The organism is Scandinavium sp. (assembly GCF_036271055.1).
Lineage (GTDB): Bacteria > Pseudomonadota > Gammaproteobacteria > Enterobacterales > Enterobacteriaceae > Scandinavium.
In genome coordinates this window covers 1-17639 of sequence record NZ_DATBBJ010000083.1, presented here as the reverse complement: position 1 = coordinate 17639, position 17639 = coordinate 1, and the positions used below count along the sequence as shown (strand labels likewise).

The 17639-nt window shown below is 50.6% G+C and carries 18 protein-coding genes; all 18 read right to left on the bottom strand.

From position 1 onward, the window contains the following. Positions 1-197: 197 nt before the first annotated feature. Positions 198-1379, bottom strand: a complete 1182-nt coding sequence (locus VH187_RS18725) for a hypothetical protein (protein ID WP_329702961.1) — start codon at positions 1377-1379, stop codon at positions 198-200. A gap of 6 nt (positions 1380-1385) precedes the next feature. Next, positions 1386-2939 (bottom strand): hypothetical protein, encoded by a 1554-nt coding sequence (locus VH187_RS18720; protein WP_329702960.1) that lies wholly within the window; start codon positions 2937-2939, stop codon positions 1386-1388. Between the two features lie 281 nt (positions 2940-3220). After that, positions 3221-3685, bottom strand: coding sequence for a hypothetical protein (locus tag VH187_RS18715; RefSeq protein ID WP_329702959.1), 465 nt, complete (start codon positions 3683-3685; stop codon positions 3221-3223). Positions 3686-4026: 341 nt separating this feature from the next. Beyond that, the gene (locus tag VH187_RS23495) at positions 4027-4392 is read right to left on the bottom strand and encodes an HNH endonuclease signature motif containing protein (protein WP_414713994.1); all 366 of its coding nucleotides are present in this window, start codon (positions 4390-4392) and stop codon (positions 4027-4029) included. Positions 4393-4635: 243 nt separating this feature from the next. Beyond that, complete coding sequence (locus VH187_RS18710; protein ID WP_329702958.1) at positions 4636-5433, bottom strand: hypothetical protein; 798 nt, start codon at positions 5431-5433, stop codon at positions 4636-4638. Beyond that, complete coding sequence (locus tag VH187_RS18705; RefSeq protein ID WP_329702957.1) at positions 5430-5816, bottom strand: hypothetical protein; 387 nt, start codon at positions 5814-5816, stop codon at positions 5430-5432. The genes VH187_RS18710 and VH187_RS18705 overlap by 4 nt, the downstream gene beginning before the upstream one ends. A 376-nt stretch (positions 5817-6192) precedes the next feature. Then, positions 6193-6636 carry a hypothetical protein gene (locus tag VH187_RS18700; protein ID WP_329702956.1) on the bottom strand — a complete coding sequence of 148 codons (444 nt, stop codon included), beginning with the start codon at positions 6634-6636 and terminating at the stop codon, positions 6193-6195. A gap of 9 nt (positions 6637-6645) precedes the next feature. Beyond that, positions 6646-7896: a hypothetical protein gene (locus VH187_RS18695; protein ID WP_329702955.1), complete on the bottom strand. Its 1251-nt coding sequence runs from the start codon at positions 7894-7896 to the stop codon at positions 6646-6648. Positions 7897-7901: 5 nt separating this feature from the next. Continuing rightward, the gene (locus VH187_RS18690) at positions 7902-8420 is read right to left on the bottom strand and encodes a hypothetical protein (RefSeq protein ID WP_329702954.1); all 519 of its coding nucleotides are present in this window, start codon (positions 8418-8420) and stop codon (positions 7902-7904) included. A gap of 630 nt (positions 8421-9050) precedes the next feature. After that, entirely contained in the window at positions 9051-9617 is a 567-nt protein-coding gene (locus VH187_RS18685; protein WP_329702953.1) for a hypothetical protein, read from the bottom strand. A 9-nt stretch (positions 9618-9626) separates the two neighbouring features. Continuing rightward, positions 9627-10205 carry a hypothetical protein gene (locus VH187_RS18680; protein WP_329702952.1) on the bottom strand — a complete coding sequence of 193 codons (579 nt, stop codon included), beginning with the start codon at positions 10203-10205 and terminating at the stop codon, positions 9627-9629. Beyond that, positions 10195-11157, bottom strand: a complete 963-nt coding sequence (locus VH187_RS18675) for a phage major capsid protein (RefSeq protein WP_329702951.1) — start codon at positions 11155-11157, stop codon at positions 10195-10197. The genes VH187_RS18680 and VH187_RS18675 overlap by 11 nt, the downstream gene beginning before the upstream one ends. 33 nt (positions 11158-11190) lie before the next feature. Beyond that, positions 11191-11820, bottom strand: a complete 630-nt coding sequence (locus VH187_RS18670; protein WP_329702950.1) for a hypothetical protein — start codon at positions 11818-11820, stop codon at positions 11191-11193. 13 nt (positions 11821-11833) lie between these two features. After that, positions 11834-12406 (bottom strand): hypothetical protein, encoded by a 573-nt coding sequence (locus tag VH187_RS18665; RefSeq protein ID WP_329702949.1) that lies wholly within the window; start codon positions 12404-12406, stop codon positions 11834-11836. Continuing rightward, entirely contained in the window at positions 12406-13041 is a 636-nt protein-coding gene (locus VH187_RS18660) for a hypothetical protein (RefSeq protein ID WP_329702948.1), read from the bottom strand. The genes VH187_RS18665 and VH187_RS18660 overlap by 1 nt, the downstream gene beginning before the upstream one ends. A gap of 313 nt (positions 13042-13354) precedes the next feature. Further along, entirely contained in the window at positions 13355-15328 is a 1974-nt protein-coding gene (locus tag VH187_RS18655) for a portal protein (RefSeq protein WP_329702947.1), read from the bottom strand. A 15-nt stretch (positions 15329-15343) separates the two neighbouring features. Continuing rightward, positions 15344-17059 (bottom strand): hypothetical protein, encoded by a 1716-nt coding sequence (locus VH187_RS18650; protein ID WP_329702946.1) that lies wholly within the window; start codon positions 17057-17059, stop codon positions 15344-15346. A 49-nt stretch (positions 17060-17108) separates the two neighbouring features. Continuing rightward, a partial coding sequence (locus VH187_RS18645; RefSeq protein WP_329702945.1) for a hypothetical protein occupies positions 17109-17639 on the bottom strand: 531 nt, incomplete at its 5' end.

Sequence of the window (17639 nt, the reverse complement as noted above, 5' to 3'; positions counted from 1 at the left end):
CATCGGTGCTCCGCCGTCGATGGTGTCCTTGCCTGCCTGCACCGGGGAAGTGGCTCCTGGTTCTAGGCCGTCGATCTGCATGGATGCGTGCTTTGCACACTTTTTAGCATCTTCAATGTTTCCGTAGAATGAAATGGTAGTTCTCCTTCCGTTAGCAACCCAAAGTTACCTGGGTCGAAACATAGCGTCACTGTACTCTAGGGCACTGGTGACTGTCCACCACCTTTTCCGAAAATAGATTCCGCCGCTTTCCAACCCAACAATCCACCAGCGCCCATACCAGCACTTTTAACAAGTGCTGGCGCAATATTCTTTTTGAAAAATTTCCACATTTTCGCTTCTGGAACTTCAGACGCCCACTCGCTAGCCGCTCGCTGTGTTGCCGAACTGGCATTTGCCAAATCTCCGTAATGCTGATCGAACGCAGCGCTTTCCGGTACAGACTTACGAGTTGCTTCACTGATTCCCCGACGCAACTGCGTTGCAATATCCTTGAACGATTGTGCTTCTTCCGCTCCAGAGAAGTTTGCGAATTCATCCAATGCACGCTGTACGGTTCGTGCTTCCATCGGAGTGAACTGACTCAGCGGTTTAGTTGCCAGTCCAGCCTTTTCAAAAAGTAAATGTAATTTCTCTGCTGCTTTGTCCGCCAATTTAGGATCAGCAATTTCCTTAAATGTTTTGTTGATAGCACCTTGGATGTTTACCGTTTTCCCTTCTTGCGTAGCTTTTGTCAAAACTTCATCCAGTGCTTTACCCGCCGCATCCCTAGCAGCCATGATTGAAATGTTGCGCTCCAATGGATTCGCCTTGGCCAATTGCTTCGCATCAATCCCCGATTTCACCACACCACGCGCAGGATTGTTAGCAAACTCTGACAACGACGCGGGGACCTTCCCCGGTACAACTTCCTCTTTCGTAACTCCCAAAATTTTATTGATCTTCTGTAGGGATGTTTCGGCTTTTGCTGCCGCTTTACCCGCAGCAACTTCTCCCGCTGCCGCTCCAGCAATCCCCTCACCTCCGGTAAGTGAAAGCGCTGTCCCTGCCAAACCAGCAAATTCCTTTGTACCCTTGGTCACATCGCCAAGTCTTGATAGCACTGGATGCTCTGCGCGTCCCTCTTGCGTGTAGTGCTCAATCGGAGATGTCATGGAACCTATGGCTCCTGGAAGATTGAACGGGTCCATTGCTACGCTCTTAGCACTCGACTTCATCTTTTCCCATATAGAAGGCTGAGCACTGATGGATGTGGACGTATCAATAGGTTTCCCTTGTTTAGCGAAAAAATCCGGCGGAAGAGAGGTGGGCGCAGATTCCGCTTTCTGCTGTTTAGCAAAGAAGTCTGGTGGCAAAGATTGAGGAGTGTCGTTGGGCATATCGCTTTACTTTGGTTTTGATAATGTCCACGGATCGTTTGAACCTTTCTTCCTCTGGTAAGTTGCTCCGTTGTAGGTCTGCGTTTCCATCTCGCCGCCAGCAGTTTTTTTATCTCTTGTGTCCGGCAATAGGGATTGCGGACGCCGGGCGAATAGTGACTCGGTGGTGCGCTGCGCAGCCTTTATCTGCATCTTGGCTTCTTTTTGAGAACTGCTTCCAGGTCCAGGGATAAGATTGACCATCGCATTACGCATGGTGTCTGATCCCGCTCCCATGCCACCAACAGAGCGCAGCACCATGATATCTTCTTGCATTGCCTTCATGTCCGTTAGGTACTGCAACACTCCGTCTGGCGCATTCTGTTTTATTTTGTTCACCAAGAGAGTTTCCAATACTCCGGGATTGTCAGTCCGTAATGCCATCTTTATTGTAGCTTGCGTCTCGGTATCCAATCCGTTTGGCAGTTTATCCAGCGAATCGCCAAGCGCCTTAAAATTTGTTGTTAGGCTTTCGTGAACTGAATCACGAGCAGATACCTTCTCCTGCTCAGACGCTCCAGTGTAGCGTCCCGGCTCCTTGGCCATATCCATAGCGCTGACTTGTCGTACTTCTCCGGTCTGGGTATCAGTAACGTCGTGGAATGTATACACAGCACGGGCACGAGCATAGGACTCTCCGCGAATTGCCATCAATTGATCTTTCTGCTTTTGAGAAAGTCCTTGGGCATCCATGCCTAGTTTAACGGCATTAGTATCTTCCTTCGTGTACCCTTCCTGTCCTGGAGCTATCCATTGTCCTCCGCGTTTAACACGCCCAGTTGGGATTCCTTGCACTAGTTCCAACTTCCCATCATCTACATACTTCTTCTCCCCAGGTCTAGCTTTTTCTCCGGTCGCGCTTTTTACTTCTATGTACGGTTTCGTTGGGTCTGTTGTGTCTGTGGCGACGATAATTTGCTTTGGTGAACCATCTGGGTTTGTGGCTCCCGAAGGATCAGCAATAGTCTTAATATCGTACTTTTCTGGTGCTGCTCTCATGTCCTTCTGCGCCAGCGCTAAATCCTTTACGGTCATGGCCATCTTCTCGGCATCTGCTGGTGAAAAAGCTCCTTGCGTTGTTGGTGCTTTGGACTGAATCTCCGCTGACATCTGTTTCTTCTGTTCGTCGCTCAGTTGTGGCTGTGTCGCTTTGCCAATGAGGTGCTGCATCATCGACTTTAGACCTTGCGCAGCTTGAGCCTTCTTCCCTTCTTGCTGCGCTTTCTGCTCAGTCTGCGCAATTGTTTTCTTTAGCGCTTCACCGTACACGGTCGTCTTTTCTGGGTTGAGCCAATCCTGATTCAGCGCCTTGGCCATGTTCTTCAGTTTCTTCGGATCACCAAGCGTGACATCCACTTTCTTCTGTGCTGCCGCTGCCGCTTGCTGGTCGCCGGATTGCTGCGCTGCGTACAGTTCGTTTAGTGAGGATTGGAGGTACTGCCAGTCTCCCTCAGCCTTTAGGAGTTGGTCACCCTTCTGCTTGGCAACGGCATTCCTTATGTTTGTGCCGATCGAGGCCATTGCTCGCTGACCGCCCCAAGCGCTAGGCCATGCCGTACCCATGCCTATCATCTGGGCTGCGCGAGGGTCCTGCTGACCTGGGACTTGAGCAGGAACGCCCGTAGGTTGCACTTGCCTGCGCTGCGCAGCCTGTAGGAGCGTCGAAAGAATTTGCTGCGTCCTGGCAGTCAGCGGGTCCGTTCCCTGCCCTGGCGGGCTTCCCTGGCCCTGCGTTGGCCCTGGTACAAAGGGAGGGGTAGTCCCTGGCGTCTGTCCCGGTATTACTGTGTCGCCGTTTGACATTAGAGTGCCGCCACTATATCAAGAATACTACCCAGAGTACCGCCAACTCCTCCCGCTGAAGCTGCCCCTGCCGCTGGTGCGGCGATATTAGAAATCGGACTTAGGATGTTTTCTAATGTACTCGGTTGAGCGGCAATTCTCTTTTGGCTTGTCCCCGCCGCGCCCATAAGAACGTCAATGTAATCGGTTATGGACTTCTCGTAAAGTTGCGCTGCTATCTGTCCTTCGTTCAAGTTTACTTGAGACAGGTAATCGCCAAGTCCGATTTGCGCTCCGCTGCCAAAGCGGTTGCCGCTTGTGCTGAATTGCTGCATCAAAGATTCCGTACCGCGCTCAACTCCCGGCTGTAGCGAAGCAAGCATATTCGACACCGCCTGCTGATTGAATCCTGCTCCCCCCATCAGGAAATTCATAATGGACGAACCAGTACCAGCACCGAATGTCTTGCTCAATTCCGCAAGCATTTGCTGTAGTTCCTTCGTGGACATGCCAGACATGCTTCCCACGCCACTGCCGGCCATTCCCGCCCCGCCCTGTGAAGGCACCTTAGTCGTGCCACCTGGAACCAAACCCATGCCTAAGTTGGAAGAGTATCCGCCTTGGTTCGCTCCGAATGTTGGCACTACGCTTGTTGGGTCAAACGGATTCGTCGCCCCGGCACCAGGAGGCAGGTTCATTGGCGGAAGCATGGGATTTTGTCCGCTGCTTGAACCTGTCGCCGCTCCTGCCCCGTAGCTAGGGTCAAAGAGATTTGACCCTGAAGGGTTACGGCCACTCAGAAGCGAATTAATCGAAGCAGGACTGCTCATTGTGCCCTCAACAATCCGCACGCTCTTGCTCTCGAAATGGCGCTATTGAGATTAGCTCTTGACCTGCAACACTTGATGCAACGCCGTTTTCCATATTTATTAAGCTCAATTGTATACAGATTGTCCCTAGTTAACTCATGCCCTCGCAAGCAGTGCGTTTGACGGGATTGTGCCACGGTTTGATTATTTCCACGCATTGTATTTTCTTTGCTAGTAACCGCTTCTAAATGCTTGGGATTTACACAAAGTTTATTACGGCACAGATGGTCAAGTTCTAATCCTTCTGGGACTGGACCGACAAACAATTCATAAGATACACGGTAGGCTTTCGCAACGCGCCTGTCGATTCCCCTTGTGCCCATCATCATGCATCCATATCCGTGACCATCTTGTGCGGCAGTCCACAGCCAGCACACATCATCACCAAGTTTGTTAACATGCTTCAAAAATCTTTCAGCAGTAGGGAGGGAAGGATTTCTAAAAAATCCCGAACACCTAAAAGAACAACATCCCTGTCTTCGTTTTTTTGACGAAAACTCACGCTTACAAAATAGGCACGTATGTTGATATATTACTGCCGTACCTTTGACACCTCTCGGCATAGGTTAGTACCTTTGCGCTCCAATCATTACATGCACTGGACTCAATCTGTGGTCGCGCTCTGGTTGAAAAATTCTTGCGCTAATCAAGCCTGGCCTTCCGTTTTCTCCCCCACTCTCCTGGTATTTCGGATCACCATATAAAATATTGTGCAAAAACGTCGCTTGGTCATTCCATCGAAATGCAATCGCGCCGCGCTCAGCGGCAGCATACGATAATATGTCCCACCAATCTTGCGGAAGACGTACCGGAGTTGACGGTAAATTTTCATTGAATGGATGTCTTATTTGGTAAGGGACATATACGTTATATGGTTGTCCAGGCTGAGAGCCAAACCAAAACATGTTTCCGTAGCGGGTGAAACGAAAGGGGACCCCTCCCGGAATAAACAGTAACGATTGAATAGCCTTTGGTGATAAGTAACTCATTGGATAAGCTACAACATTGGTGGTAGTCGCAACAATTCCAACGGACGTAGCTTGCGAACTGTTTAAAAAAATAATTGGATCGTCCATCAGCGTCATGTCATCACCAGGATTCAGAAACATCGACACGGGGTACATGTAATTGCTTCCCTGCCAGCCGAGACCGGGGCCGATTTTTACCATTGGTCCGTTGGTGCGCAACTCTTCAAACGGATAACTGGCAGTCAGTTCTCGCAGCGTGTCGCGTATCCACGCGGACGGGCGCATGTCTGGATTGGTCTGTGTTTCGTTTACATCAGAGCGGTTTTGTAGCGCTGCCTTGACCTTGTTAACAAAGTCGTTGATCGTCGCCGGAAATGTCGCTGGTGCTGGATTCATGCTGCCGCCAATACCATTGCTGGAACTGTCCCGCCGATTCCTGTCAAAAGCAAACTGCTTACTCCCGGTCCTGCCTTATTCGGGTCGAAAACTGGAATGACAATGCCTCCAGGTCCAACTTGAACAATAGTCGCCGGATTCCCAACAGGCGTAAACTGTACGCTCAAATTCGCCGTCGTGCTTAGATTCAGCACGCAGATTGCGTACGAAGGATTAGCAGGAAGAGTTATCGCACTTCCAATATTGAGTGCCTGAAAGAATGGGTCAAAGAACACTGACATGGCATTCAGCGTGGGATTGCCAAATGGAAAATTGATGATGTACGGAGATGGCGACTGCAAATTATTCGTGACGTTCAGGACCCCCTGAAGCACGGCCAACATGTTTGGAGTCGCCACAAGTTACCTCACGCCACGATGATGTTATATTGCGCTGCGGCGGTTGTACACCTAAATGTACATGCCGTCTTTGTCCATGGAACGCTCCCGCGATAAATCAATCCTCCGTTTTGTGTATCTTGTCCCACAATAGTAATCGGTATTCGTCCAAGTGAGTGAGGCAGCGTGAAATCAGTATTGGCGGCAGGACTCGTCCCATGAAACTTGAATACGCTGAGGTTCATGTCCACATCTTTGTTGCTCATTGTCGCGCCGAACGACACGTTTCCGTTGAGCACCCGCGCTATTCGCTCACTCCACCGTCCAAGATTTCGAGGTTCCTTCTCGCCCTCGCGCCCACCGAGACATGATGGTTGCGCTCTCAACGTTCTACCTGCCCTTCCATCCGCACCTTGGTAATCGACATGGTTCCGGCATTTGCCGCACGCGATACGCTCAACTGTGGATTCTGCGCCGTGAATGCAATCTGATCGAACACCGTTGTGATAATCACACCGGAAGCAGCCGTGGTTCCCAGCGTCACGGGAATGGATTGGCTTATTACTTTCCCGCTGTCATTGTTTCCCGTGAGCGTTGCTGTGATCGGGCACACGCCGAAGTCCCGATGCGAGATGTACAATCGGTTGACGGTCGGTTGCCGTCCGCAAATCACATCCTCTTTTTTCCAACTGTAGAAACTGCTGCTATTTGGATCGTTGAAATTCGTGATGTCGAATTTATAAAGATTGGTTCCAACCAAACCTATGCTAAATGGCAGGAGTTCAAGGTATAGGCGATCTGCTGTTCCACCATTCGATGCTGGCATGTCCTTCCCTTAAACTGAATTCGGTGGGCAGTTGCAAACCCCCGCCGATATTGGCACATCCCACGGAGTCCAATTCTTTTCCTCAAAAGAGTACACCCAAATTCTGGTCAACGTTGCAAGGTGAATCACGATTTGATAGGTCAGATAGACATAACCCTTCGCAAAAATAGGAATGATGTTCGCTACCGGAATGCTTATCGCCGCCAAGAGATCAACAAAGATAGCGTCACGCGCCTTTCCACCGATAGTCTGCGCGTTCGTCACGCTGATAGTGTAGATGTTGTCTTCTGATATGAAGGCTCCCGTAGGTCCGTACTGCGCGATAGACCAAGGAAACACGCTGCCTATGCCACGGTCGGAAGCCCACATGTGATCGAATTCCCACGGAGTCACGGCGCTTCCGGTAGGCGTCATCTGGGTAATCCCGAATGTGCGGAACAAATATCCCGCAATCCCATTTGTCATTAATCCTGTGCCCTGGTCCGACACATCCAGGAATGAATTGAAACCCGCGCTAGTGTTCTGCGTTGGGTCCCATTGCTTCGGAAGTCCGTTGGCGCTCCACCAAAGAGTATTGGGAAAACTGTATACCGTTCCCGAGGCTTGATCCAACACAGACACATTCCACAAGAGCAGTTGGTTATTTAACTCACCAAGATACTGCCCACCGATAGCCAGCGGCCCCGTAACGACAGGTGCGCCGGGAAGTGAGCCGCCAACGGTAGGAGAATCCGTAAGAGAAATTCCCGCTATGGATTGCGAAGTGGACGTATCCGCATATGTTTGCGTGTAAATCGGATTTGCCGTCAACCCATCCCAGTACGCCAAAAAAGGTCTGGAAATTCCTTTGAACACGTTCACGTTCGTGTAGTACATCGAGTTGGCGAATACTCGGTGACTTACCGGAGTCGGACCCATGCTGCTTGGAGCACCAATCATTCCGGCCCACGGTGGAGGTCCTGCAAGTGGCGCGTACTGCCACACGGTCACACCCGCTCCCCACACAAGCGTGTGATACGTTCCGTTGATGTCCTGGAATGATCCTAGCCCTAAGATGTTGTTGGAAACATCATTAGGACCGGGGATAGCGATTACGAAGTTAGGGCGAGAGCGCAACTCCGAATTGCGGAGCATGATGTTATCTAGGCCGGGAGATGCTTTATCGGGGCATAGTGTTTCAGGCTCCATCGTATCAATCCCAAGATACGGGCCTTCATATTCCAAAACAAATGAGCCGTTAGAGGATATCTGAATCGCCATGATGGCTAGTTGATTGTAATCTGTAACGTGCCTGAAGGGAGAGCGTTAATCACAAGGCCATTCACAAAGAAAACTTTCCCGTAGGTGTACGGTCCAATCGTTCCAGCCGCTCCAGCCGTCACGTTCCATACTGTATTTCCGGTAACATCCGTTACGGTAAGCACGGCGGCAGCGGCGGGGCTGTCCCACAATAACTGCTCGCCTCGCCACATATCCCAGTATGCTACGGTGAAAATATTTCCAACCGCACCTACGTTTCCCAGTTGTCCCTGGTAGTCGCGGATAGGGACAAGTATGGTTGTAGTGGTTGGTACGCTGTCAATACGGTAACTATTATTCCAGGGGAACAATACTCCCTGCGGCACGCCCTGCACGCTGATCCGCTGGTTAGCAACCATCCCGTGGGGAGCAGTAGTTGTGATAAGTGCCGATGCTTGCCCGTTACGCACAATCGAAGTAATGGCCGCAGTCGTAGCTACATCAGCAGTAACGAATGTCCACGGGTTAGCCCAAATATTTGCCATTAGTAGACTCCCGAAGATGCGGGAAGAGTTTCCAGTTGCGTGCTTGGGTCAACTGGGTGTATTAATTTTTCGTCGGGTACAAGCTCCTGCCTGTCCCTCGATGCTTCCTTAGCCCATGCATATTCCAGTGATCCATTGATAGCGACATCTCTACAACGTTCCACGCAAACAAGCAAGCCGTTGTCCCACTCCATTTGCTCAATGGGCCACTTCTGCTGACAGCGCATACAAGTGAAATAGGAAACCTCCATGTATGAGCGCCAGATCATGCGTCACCTAATGTTTCTTTTTCCCCTTCTTCATTATTTTTTTTTTGGCCGAGGCGACCAACGACTTCCTCTGGAGTAGGCCGTCCCGGAGCAGGGGTTGGAGGAGGGGGCGGCGGCGGCGGAGGCTCAGGCTTAGGGGCTGGGGCAGGAGTGGGCTGTCCCTCCTGCTTGAGTTCATCATCTGCAACATGCAATTCTGTAGTGTCAATTCCGCTAAGGTTTCGGAAGTGGCCTTCAATCCACGCACGCGCCTCGTCTACTGTTGCGAAGTCTCCCGCTGTGCTGCAAGAGCAGGTTGCGGAAACTGGCTTAGTCTCAAATCTTCCCTTCTTGATTTCGGCGTAGTGAAGCATTGCACTCCTTAAATCATTGCGTACACATTGTACAGCAAGTGAAGCGTAAGCGTTCCGTTTCCGAGTGTGAGAACAGGGGTTGTTCCACCCAGTTTAACTTCCAACCCAAGGTTGACTGCGTTGGTAAGCGCTACGAGCGGACTGGTTGTTGAGAATACGCTTCCTGTAGTATTCACAGCCTGATCTACCAATCCAGTAGGGGAAATGGAAATCAAGTTAACGGCCTTACCAGTGTACTCAACCTGAATAACTGGCGTGGTTCCAGCAATAGTGTATGCCGTGCCGCCAAACGCATATTCTGCTGTCAGTCCGGTCGGGACATACAAGAATCCCCTCGGTGGCACAAGGTACGTCGGCAATCCAGATACTGTTGGAGGAGCAACGAGTTGCACGGCAGTTGTTTGCAATGCAAGAAGTTGTGCGGATGTAAGCGTAACGATTGCGGCGGAATCCGAAGCTATGCCCATCATAGCTTGACCATTCGGAACGGATGAAAACTGAAACTGCTCCCAGAACTGGTTCAATGTCTCAGGAGAAACTCCCAAAGATAGATTTTGAAATGGTAGTGCTGGCATTCGTTTCTCCTACTGTTTCCGTTTTCGCTGTTCATTTGCAACTTCTATCTCCGCAAGAACTTGCTCCACGTTACATCTATTCGCCCCCCATCTGTCGCTAGTATAGTATCGCTTCGGTTCTCCCATTTTCTTAAGGATTTCAATTCCCTGTTCGGGAGTTTCTCCTATTTCATGTGGGCATCGCCCAAAATACTGCTTAGCGCAGTTACAGTTGTAACAGAGAACGGCAAAATGATCCTTGTTCCATCCATGTTTCTTGGCAAACCATTTTTCCTTTTTGGACGCTCGCTTTCCGGGAGTTTTCCCCAGCCCGGTAATGTGCTGCAATGTCAAAAAGTCTGGATGCAATTCGCCGCAACACTGACATTTCCAGTCGAATGCAGCCAGCATCTCAAGCTTTATCCTGGCATTTTGCCTCACAGAAAAGCATGTGTAGCAGATGTTCTTCCTGCGAATGACACACTTCCCTGACTTTTGGATTTGGATATTAGTCGCATGTCCAAAAGCGGAAATTGGCTTTTCCTTGCCGCAATCGAGACATATTTTCGATTTAGGCTCATCTTGTAAGTTGTTGATTTTATGGGCCATAGCTGAAAAAACAACCTCTCCAGCTCGGTGCAACTACGCTGAATCTTTGAGTACTCAGGAACAAAAGAACCTGCGTCTTAAAATCATCATCCGTCTGCGCCATCAAATTTTCGCGTTCGAAAAAACTGAGCTGATGGCCCTCTTTATCGGCGATCAATCCCCAGCCGTTCGGAGTGGACAGGTAGTTCAGCTCAAGGCCCTGGAGGTTCTCCGCAATGACCCAGTTCAATTCGTTGTTGCTGCTTCCCGGTACGCCAGGGGAACCGAGCAATTCACGCACATTGCGGCGTTGTTGAACCGTGTGGATAAGCCACTTCGGTTTTACGTGGACGGGGATACCACGGTCATCCGGCTGCAAGGCAAGCATTGTAATGGCTTGCTGCAAGCTGGTCATGGTCAAGTCGGAATCGGGAGTGGGACGGTTGGGATATGTTCCCGCTGAGTTGATAATCGTGGAAATGTTCGGTGCAATCGTTGTTGCTGCGGGACCACCGATAAGCGGCTGCGCAGTGTTGAACAGTGTTGCGCCATTCGTTGTGGTGATCGTTGTTCCGCCAAGATTGAATAGTGATGCGCCTGCCGCTTCGCGAGAGAACATTCCAGATCGTGCGTGCGACTCAGGCATTCGGCGGAACAGACCGTACTTGTCATCAGCAACCAGTTGCCGCGTAACTTCCGAAATCATTCCGTACTGGAGATGCACGGTTTTCTTCGTGCCCCCGCTGATGATGCCATCCGCCAGTGGCCGCGTGCCTTCCGGCATGAGCGGCATAGGTGCCGTGCCAGACAGTTCCCAAATGATCTCGTAAGCATCCTCGCTCGTGAGTTCATTGAGGTAGTGCGTGTACTGAGGAGCGTGCTCTTTGAGATCAAGCCAGTGGCAGAAGATGTGTCTTAGCCCAGGAGCCAACGCTGGGGGGAAGAGGTTGCGCGACATTAGGTTAATAGGCATTTAAAGTATCTCCTTAGTAACTACTCCCCAGGTTTATGCGCCAAACGCATCAGCCGCGATTATCGTAAAAAGAACGTGACCGCCGATAGTGCCGACAGGCTCTAGCGGGTCTAGGCCGACGATCTGCGCTACCGCAGCCGCGCCAGTCTTGCTTGTGTCCACGTACCAGAAATTGTTGCCCGTGTCTTTGGTTAACCCGTACTGGATACCGACTTGCTGGTTTGTGGTTGCAATCGGTGCGCTGGCGGATGTTCCGATACGCCCACGGAAAACCACGGTGGGAGCAGCAACAGCAAAGTAATTGAAACCATCCGTCATCGGAACCATCGGCGGAGTAACGACTGCGAGCGGTTGAAACGAATCTCCTGGAGGCGCGTAACTGCCAACGTTGGAGCCTGCTCCAGTGATCGGGCCGAAACCAGACGGAGCACCAGCACCAGTAGTGGCTAAGTTCTGCGCTGGTTGAATGGCGAATCCGGCAATCAAATGGCCAGCGCCAACCGTGGCATCCCACGCTTGCACGCCGCCGTCCGTGCCGTTAATCATTACGGGAGTGCCGTAGAGGAACACTGAACCAGCTTCCTCGATGATGAACCTAACGGGAAAAGATACTGCTCCCCCAAGATCCTGTGTCGCTTCAATTGCATCAGCAAAGCTAGGCATCTCTAGTTCTCCTCTACTTTGGAACTTTCAATACTGACGTGTTGCTTTCGTTGCGGCGAGCCTGCAACTCTGCTATGTCGGTTTCACTGCCAAGATACGTACGCGTTCCGTTATTCAGCGCGGAAGTCATGGGGCTGCCTTCGCCTAAGGCTTGCGGATATGCCATCTGCAACGCGGCAATGTTCTGCCCTTTGCGGATACTCTTCCACATCTTCATCGGGCATTTCATCAGGCGACGGTCACCGGAGCGAAGTTCGTCCGAAAATCCTTCTTTGTTTTTTCCTCTGATGCAATCCTGGCTGAATAACCTCACATCCTTCGTTGTCGCATATTCCCATCCACCAGAACGCAATTCTTCCACGCGCTCATGCACGGGACTCTGGCCGTCCCGGTCTGGTCCTGCCCAGTGGTAGTGATACTCGGTGTTGATAAATTCCATTCTGCCGGACATCGGAGGGGCTGTTGCGTTTGCTTCGATGGTGGGATTTACGAGGTCCTTAAACTCTTCTGGCCAAGGGTTGTTTCCGAACTGCTCAACCAGATTATCCATCACCTTCTTCGGGATTGGGTTTCCGCCAGTTTCCATCAGACTATTCCATTCTTAATGCTCTCGGCTACCTTGGCCGGATCAAGTCCCAACTTGCGCAGTGTTTGCTCAGGAGTTTCAACTCTTCCGCTATTCGGCTCTTTCCAATCCATTTCACTGCTGAATGGAGCTTCTTCGCCGCTCTTGCGGGTCGTGGAATCTTCGATGAAAAAACGGTCGCCGCTCTGCCGAAAACCCTTCTGCTTTGCAACCCTGCCAACGTGCATATCGACTACGTTCTCGCAGTACTTCGGGTAATCAGCCTCCGCCTTGCGCTGCCAGTTCGTATTTTGGAAATCTTGCTTGATCGCTGGGATAAGTTCCGGCCAACGTCCCTGTAGTGCGGAGATGCACTCGCTCTCTGTCAGGCGAGCATTGGTAAGCACTGTGGAAATGAAAAGCGCTTGGCGTTCCTTGCGGTCTTTCTGTTCTTCGGTGAGTTCACTGCCGTCAGGATTTATGCGGGACGCTTCAGCGGTAACAGTCTTTGCGGCTTCCTCCTCCATCTTGTTCCACTTGTTCAGGAGGGTATCGACAGCTTCAAATTTTTTACCAAATTTTTCTTCAATTGTAGCACCCAGTTTTTCAATGAGTGCATCAGCTTCAGACTTTGACTGACTCTTATCGTCTGGCACTTGCTCCTCCGACTTCCTTGAAAACGGGTGCCAAGCCATCCGTACCAGTACCTCTGCAAACAGAGTTTAGACCTTGTGTACCAGTACTTGTCAAGGCCTTTTCCTGGCTAAGCAGGAAGCGTATCCACCATCCCTTCGATACGACCATTACGTTTTCATTGTCGCAAAGATGCAAATAAATTGGTGAGTGTTTCATCTGTGATCCGCCTTCCAGTCCGCTAAGTCTTTCGCAAATTCTAGTAAGTCTTCCCAGCCTGCAATTTTCCCGCGCAAGAAATTCTGTTCTGCCGCCTTCTCTACTGTCGCCGGAATCTCATGCACGACCAGGGATGACAGTTCCTCCACCTTGGCTTGGAGGTCCAAGATTAGATTGGTCCATCCCGCCTGGAGCAGCAGGAGGTCCGCCTGCTCCACGTTGCTGAAGCATTTGGACCACCTTTTGGATGTCAGGGGGTCCGCCACCACCGGGGGGTTGTGCTTGGGCATTCGGCTGCTCCTTCGGAAATTCTATGTCAGGGCAGAATTCCTGTGGATTGTCCGACAATTGAAAGTCCTTGATGATTTGCTGGAACATGCGCACTTTTCCAATGATGATGGAGCGCAACCACTTTTTGTAAACTGGATCACCGGAAGTTGGATTCTGGTACGCCTGGAGCAATGAACTGGTTTCTTTTACGAATGCTCCGTATGCCTGCGTCAAAATAATTTCGTTCTGCTTTGTCACCTCTTTGTTCATGGAAGCGTCGGCTGCGCGAATGGGAATCTTTATCCTGCGCTCAACGTAATCCTGCAACGCCTGCCGCTGAATGTCGGTATCACCCAATTTCATAAATCCGTAGAAGTCCGTTGTGACTGAGTACAATTGAATGCTGGCGTATCGGAATCCAGATGTACGGTGGGCATCACGAGAATTTCCGGCTTGCAGCACAGCCATCGTTCCCATCGAACCAAACTGCCCCTTCTTGTTTGTGCTGCCTGCTCCCATCCCTGCTATCGGCGGTCCTACACCTGCGCGTTCTTTCGCCTGCATAACCATTGCCTGCTTGTTTTGTAGCGAGAGTCCGGCCATTGCAGGGTTGGCCATCTCGTAGTGCATGAAGTTGTCTTTCTTCGCACGCATGAACATGCCGGGGAACAGCGTGAAGTTGCGGTCGATGTTGCGGTCCTGGCTGTCGATAGTGTTTAGTCCGAGAATCCCGTATGTAATCGCGTCGGTCAGTTGATTGCCAGATGTGCTCAACTCCTCCTGGTTGCTATCTAGCATCTCGGCAAATCCCTTGCCGTCTACGGTCAGTTTCGTTTCAATGATGGGAACTTGGTTTTCTGGAATGAAGTTGTAAACGCAATTTGCCATCGTTTTGGTTTTGTTGTGATACCAAGACATAAGCCGGAATTTGATATCTTTGTGATACCAGCTAAAATAGCATTCATGGATGTCCCACTCAGCAACGCTATCATCGTAAACTTCCGTCACTCCCCTGTTTTTGTTTTCACGCTTTTTGGTTTCTGGAGGACCGTGGCGGTCGGGCCTATCAATAAACTTCTCCACTTCCTCTTTAAGATAAAACCCTTTGTACACTCTCTCTTGAAGTTGTCGCTTTGAAAGCCTGCAAATACGGATGATCGGGTCGTTGTCCTCAAACACTGGAACATTCGGATTTACCAGAACATCCTCGTATTCCAAGTTGATTACCTTGGGGCCTTCGTAAAGCGTCTTTCCCTTTTCACTCCATCGGTCATCGGGCGTGCTATAGCCAGAATAGACCGCTTCGATTCTATGCTCAGGGACTACGCAGACACGCGACTTTCCCAATCCAGCCCCATCCACGAACCATTTGTTATGAATCGGGTAGAGATTCAACTGCTTAGGATCGACGGCATTGTCATCAATGAATTTGGCTAATGCCTTTTCTTTGTCAGAATTTTGTAGCGATTCTTCTTCGTTTTTTGATTCTGGGTAGCGAAAGTAGACAAGCGGAGCAGTCATCCATACAAGTTGCAGGACACGGGCGGCGAGATCATCAACGGTTTCTCCCACCAGCCCGTAGACAAGATTGGAGCAATTCGGGAATGGCCATGACTTGTTTTTTTCTTTGGGTTTACCGTCTACGATCTTACGCCAGCGGGGTACTTCATTTTCAAACAAGTTCTTGTTTTGCTTGGTGAGAGTTTCTATCTGTCGATGCAGCCACTTGTTTATCGCTTCTTTTACGCCAGCGGGGAAGGAGACAGTTCGCGGTTCAAACTTACGAGGAGCACGCTCCGATATGCTTGGTGCCGTCGCCATGCAGGCGAGTCTATATCAATAACCTGCGGCACCGCTACCGCGATTTTCAAACGCTTCTATCTGCTTCTTCATCCATTCGTCCGTAGTGCTGTCGTTGCTAACGTCCAGCGTTCCTGGCACGTATCCGAGTGTAGCAAGTGTATCCATCGAGCTAGCAGGGTAGTCTTCGTATTCGCGCAGGAACTTGGTCTGATTGTGCTGCGCCCACACTTGTTTTCCTTTGAAGATTGGCTCCAGCGCTTCGATGAGATTCTTTCTCCCGCCTTCGGAATCATCGTCGGATTCTAGTTCTTGGATGATGAGCGGATGCTTTTCCCTGCGGCTGCGCTGATCGAGATAGAAGTTTAGCAATTCCTTGCCGACCGCCGACATCCACAGAAAATCCTCCCCGCGCTTCCAGTGCTCCCAGCGCTTCGCTGTGCGGTACATCTCGTCAACTAAATCGGAGTACGTGGAATCTTCGGCCCACAGACTGAGCAGATAGATGCGCGTCGATTCTGAATCGTATCCAACGACCCAGATGCAGTGCGAGAAACTTTTGTCTCGCTTCGCGTGGTTCACGCTAACAACCATACGCATCGTTAGAGTTCCCGGCTGGAAGTCCTCAAGCACTTCTCCGTCTTTTACTTCGTGTTCCAGGAGTAAGATATTTTGTAGGTTGTCCAGGGGTAAATCAGGTCTTGATTGCTTAAATCGGAAATAGTTGAGGTACGCCAAATGAAGTCGTTGTTCTTCAGGAAGAGTTCGAAGATTGAGGTAGAAGTGGGAGTAATCGTATTTACCAAGACGTTCACGCTCTCTAGCAAGCAATTCCATTGTCCATTCACTAGGTAAGATTGGTTTTCCTTCGGGGTGTCCATCGCAACATCCTCCTTCTGCGCTGTGCGTTTCAAAAGAAAACTCCGGTTGGTTCTTCTTAATCCATGCGTTCAGGTCGGCATGGCCCCAAGCATTTCCGATTACAAGCTGCCGCCGCGCTTTCTTAACGACCGGATCGAAGCGAGTCCCTACTTGCTGGTGCCAGCGTATCAATCCCTCAACCACTCGGCCATCGCCGCGCAGCAAGGAGTCTTGCGCTTCCTTCCCGAAGTTGTCGTCTTGGATAATTCCTTTAAGGTGTAACCCTTGTAGGGCTTGGCCAACGCCTCGGTACTCGAAAGTTCCCGTTGTTGGATCACCTCCCGGAAGGCGTCTCTGATACTTGTGAGAATTGTTCCAAGTTGTTCCTCGCTCTGGGATAATTTCTTTGAAGACTTCCCTGAAGAGGTCGTTGTTTTGGTACGTTTCATCGACTGCCTTTCCGATTGCTGCCGCTTGGTCAGCAATCTCATGCGTGACGAGCGTTCGCATGTTCTGATCGTGCATCGCCTTCATGTAGCGAATCCACTCTTTGCTATATCCCTCGTAGCGCATGCGCCTTTCATCTTCTTCGGTGAAGGGGAGCGCCCACCAGATCGACAGACCAATTCCCATAGTTGTTTTGAAATGCGACATGGGAACCTGCATAACGAGAAACAAATGCTCCGACTCAAGGCTGGTGCAGAGCTGTTTGTGCAGCGTCGTTAGGCGATTCTTTCCCAGCGTGTGTTTCGTAAACCAGTAGAGCGAGCCGAGCGAGTTCATCCTGACGGCATCGACGTACCCTTTTGGGTCATCTGCTTTATCTGGAAGCGGGAGTACGCGCCATTTTGAGGACGATGGAGACATACCGTTTTTACGGTCGCTTGGCACGGCGTTTTAATATGTCTCCATCACTACATGTCCCTTTGAGCCAAACTCATCACGCTACAGTATGCAGCGCAATGCTCTTCTTCACTGCTCGCTGTTCCAGTGTTCCGTACATGCGAGCTAAAATTTCTTCATCGCGCAAAATCAAAATGAATCTGTTTACCTGCTGCCCGTCTTCCGTCATTCCGCCGATGTCGTAGCCGTGGCCAGCGGATGATGGGTAAATTACTTTGTCTCCGAGTTTGAAATGCTGGACGTTCTCGCCAACGCTCACAATGGTTCCGGTCGTGGGGCGGGTTTGCGAAACATCCGCAAAGACAATCAACGCTCCCTTGCCTTTGCATTCAGGGCAAACGACGATTCCTGACCCTTCACACATGGAGCACTTACCATCTTTTACGATCACAGACTTGCCGGTCCCGCCGCAATTGAAGCAGGGGATGTAGGAGCACTCATTGCGGATGTCTTTTCCTTCGCACCTACTGCATTCATACCCGCTCCGATGTTCGTCTTGCAGCACGATCACGCGGTTGAAGAATGCTTCAAACCCTGCTTGTCCTACGTAGATGATGTTGTCGTTTTC

Coding starts and splice junctions, on each gene's coding strand:
- VH187_RS18725 (WP_329702961.1), bottom strand. CDS start 1,379: ATGCCCAACGACACTCCTCAATCTTTGCCACCAGACTTCTTTGCTAAA.
- VH187_RS18720 (WP_329702960.1), bottom strand. CDS start 2,939: ATGGCCTCGATCGGCACAAACATAAGGAATGCCGTTGCCAAGCAGAAG.
- VH187_RS18715 (WP_329702959.1), bottom strand. CDS start 3,685: ATGCTTGCGGAATTGAGCAAGACATTCGGTGCTGGTACTGGTTCGTCC.
- VH187_RS23495 (WP_414713994.1), bottom strand. CDS start 4,392: ATGGGCACAAGGGGAATCGACAGGCGCGTTGCGAAAGCCTACCGTGTA.
- VH187_RS18710 (WP_329702958.1), bottom strand. CDS start 5,433: ATGAATCCAGCACCAGCGACATTTCCGGCGACGATCAACGACTTTGTT.
- VH187_RS18705 (WP_329702957.1), bottom strand. CDS start 5,816: ATGTTGGCCGTGCTTCAGGGGGTCCTGAACGTCACGAATAATTTGCAG.
- VH187_RS18700 (WP_329702956.1), bottom strand. CDS start 6,636: ATGCCAGCATCGAATGGTGGAACAGCAGATCGCCTATACCTTGAACTC.
- VH187_RS18695 (WP_329702955.1), bottom strand. CDS start 7,896: ATGGCGATTCAGATATCCTCTAACGGCTCATTTGTTTTGGAATATGAA.
- VH187_RS18690 (WP_329702954.1), bottom strand. CDS start 8,420: ATGGCAAATATTTGGGCTAACCCGTGGACATTCGTTACTGCTGATGTA.
- VH187_RS18685 (WP_329702953.1), bottom strand. CDS start 9,617: ATGCCAGCACTACCATTTCAAAATCTATCTTTGGGAGTTTCTCCTGAG.
- VH187_RS18680 (WP_329702952.1), bottom strand. CDS start 10,205: ATGGCCCATAAAATCAACAACTTACAAGATGAGCCTAAATCGAAAATA.
- VH187_RS18675 (WP_329702951.1), bottom strand. CDS start 11,157: ATGCCTATTAACCTAATGTCGCGCAACCTCTTCCCCCCAGCGTTGGCT.
- VH187_RS18670 (WP_329702950.1), bottom strand. CDS start 11,820: ATGCCTAGCTTTGCTGATGCAATTGAAGCGACACAGGATCTTGGGGGA.
- VH187_RS18665 (WP_329702949.1), bottom strand. CDS start 12,406: ATGGAAACTGGCGGAAACCCAATCCCGAAGAAGGTGATGGATAATCTG.
- VH187_RS18655 (WP_329702947.1), bottom strand. CDS start 15,328: ATGGCGACGGCACCAAGCATATCGGAGCGTGCTCCTCGTAAGTTTGAA.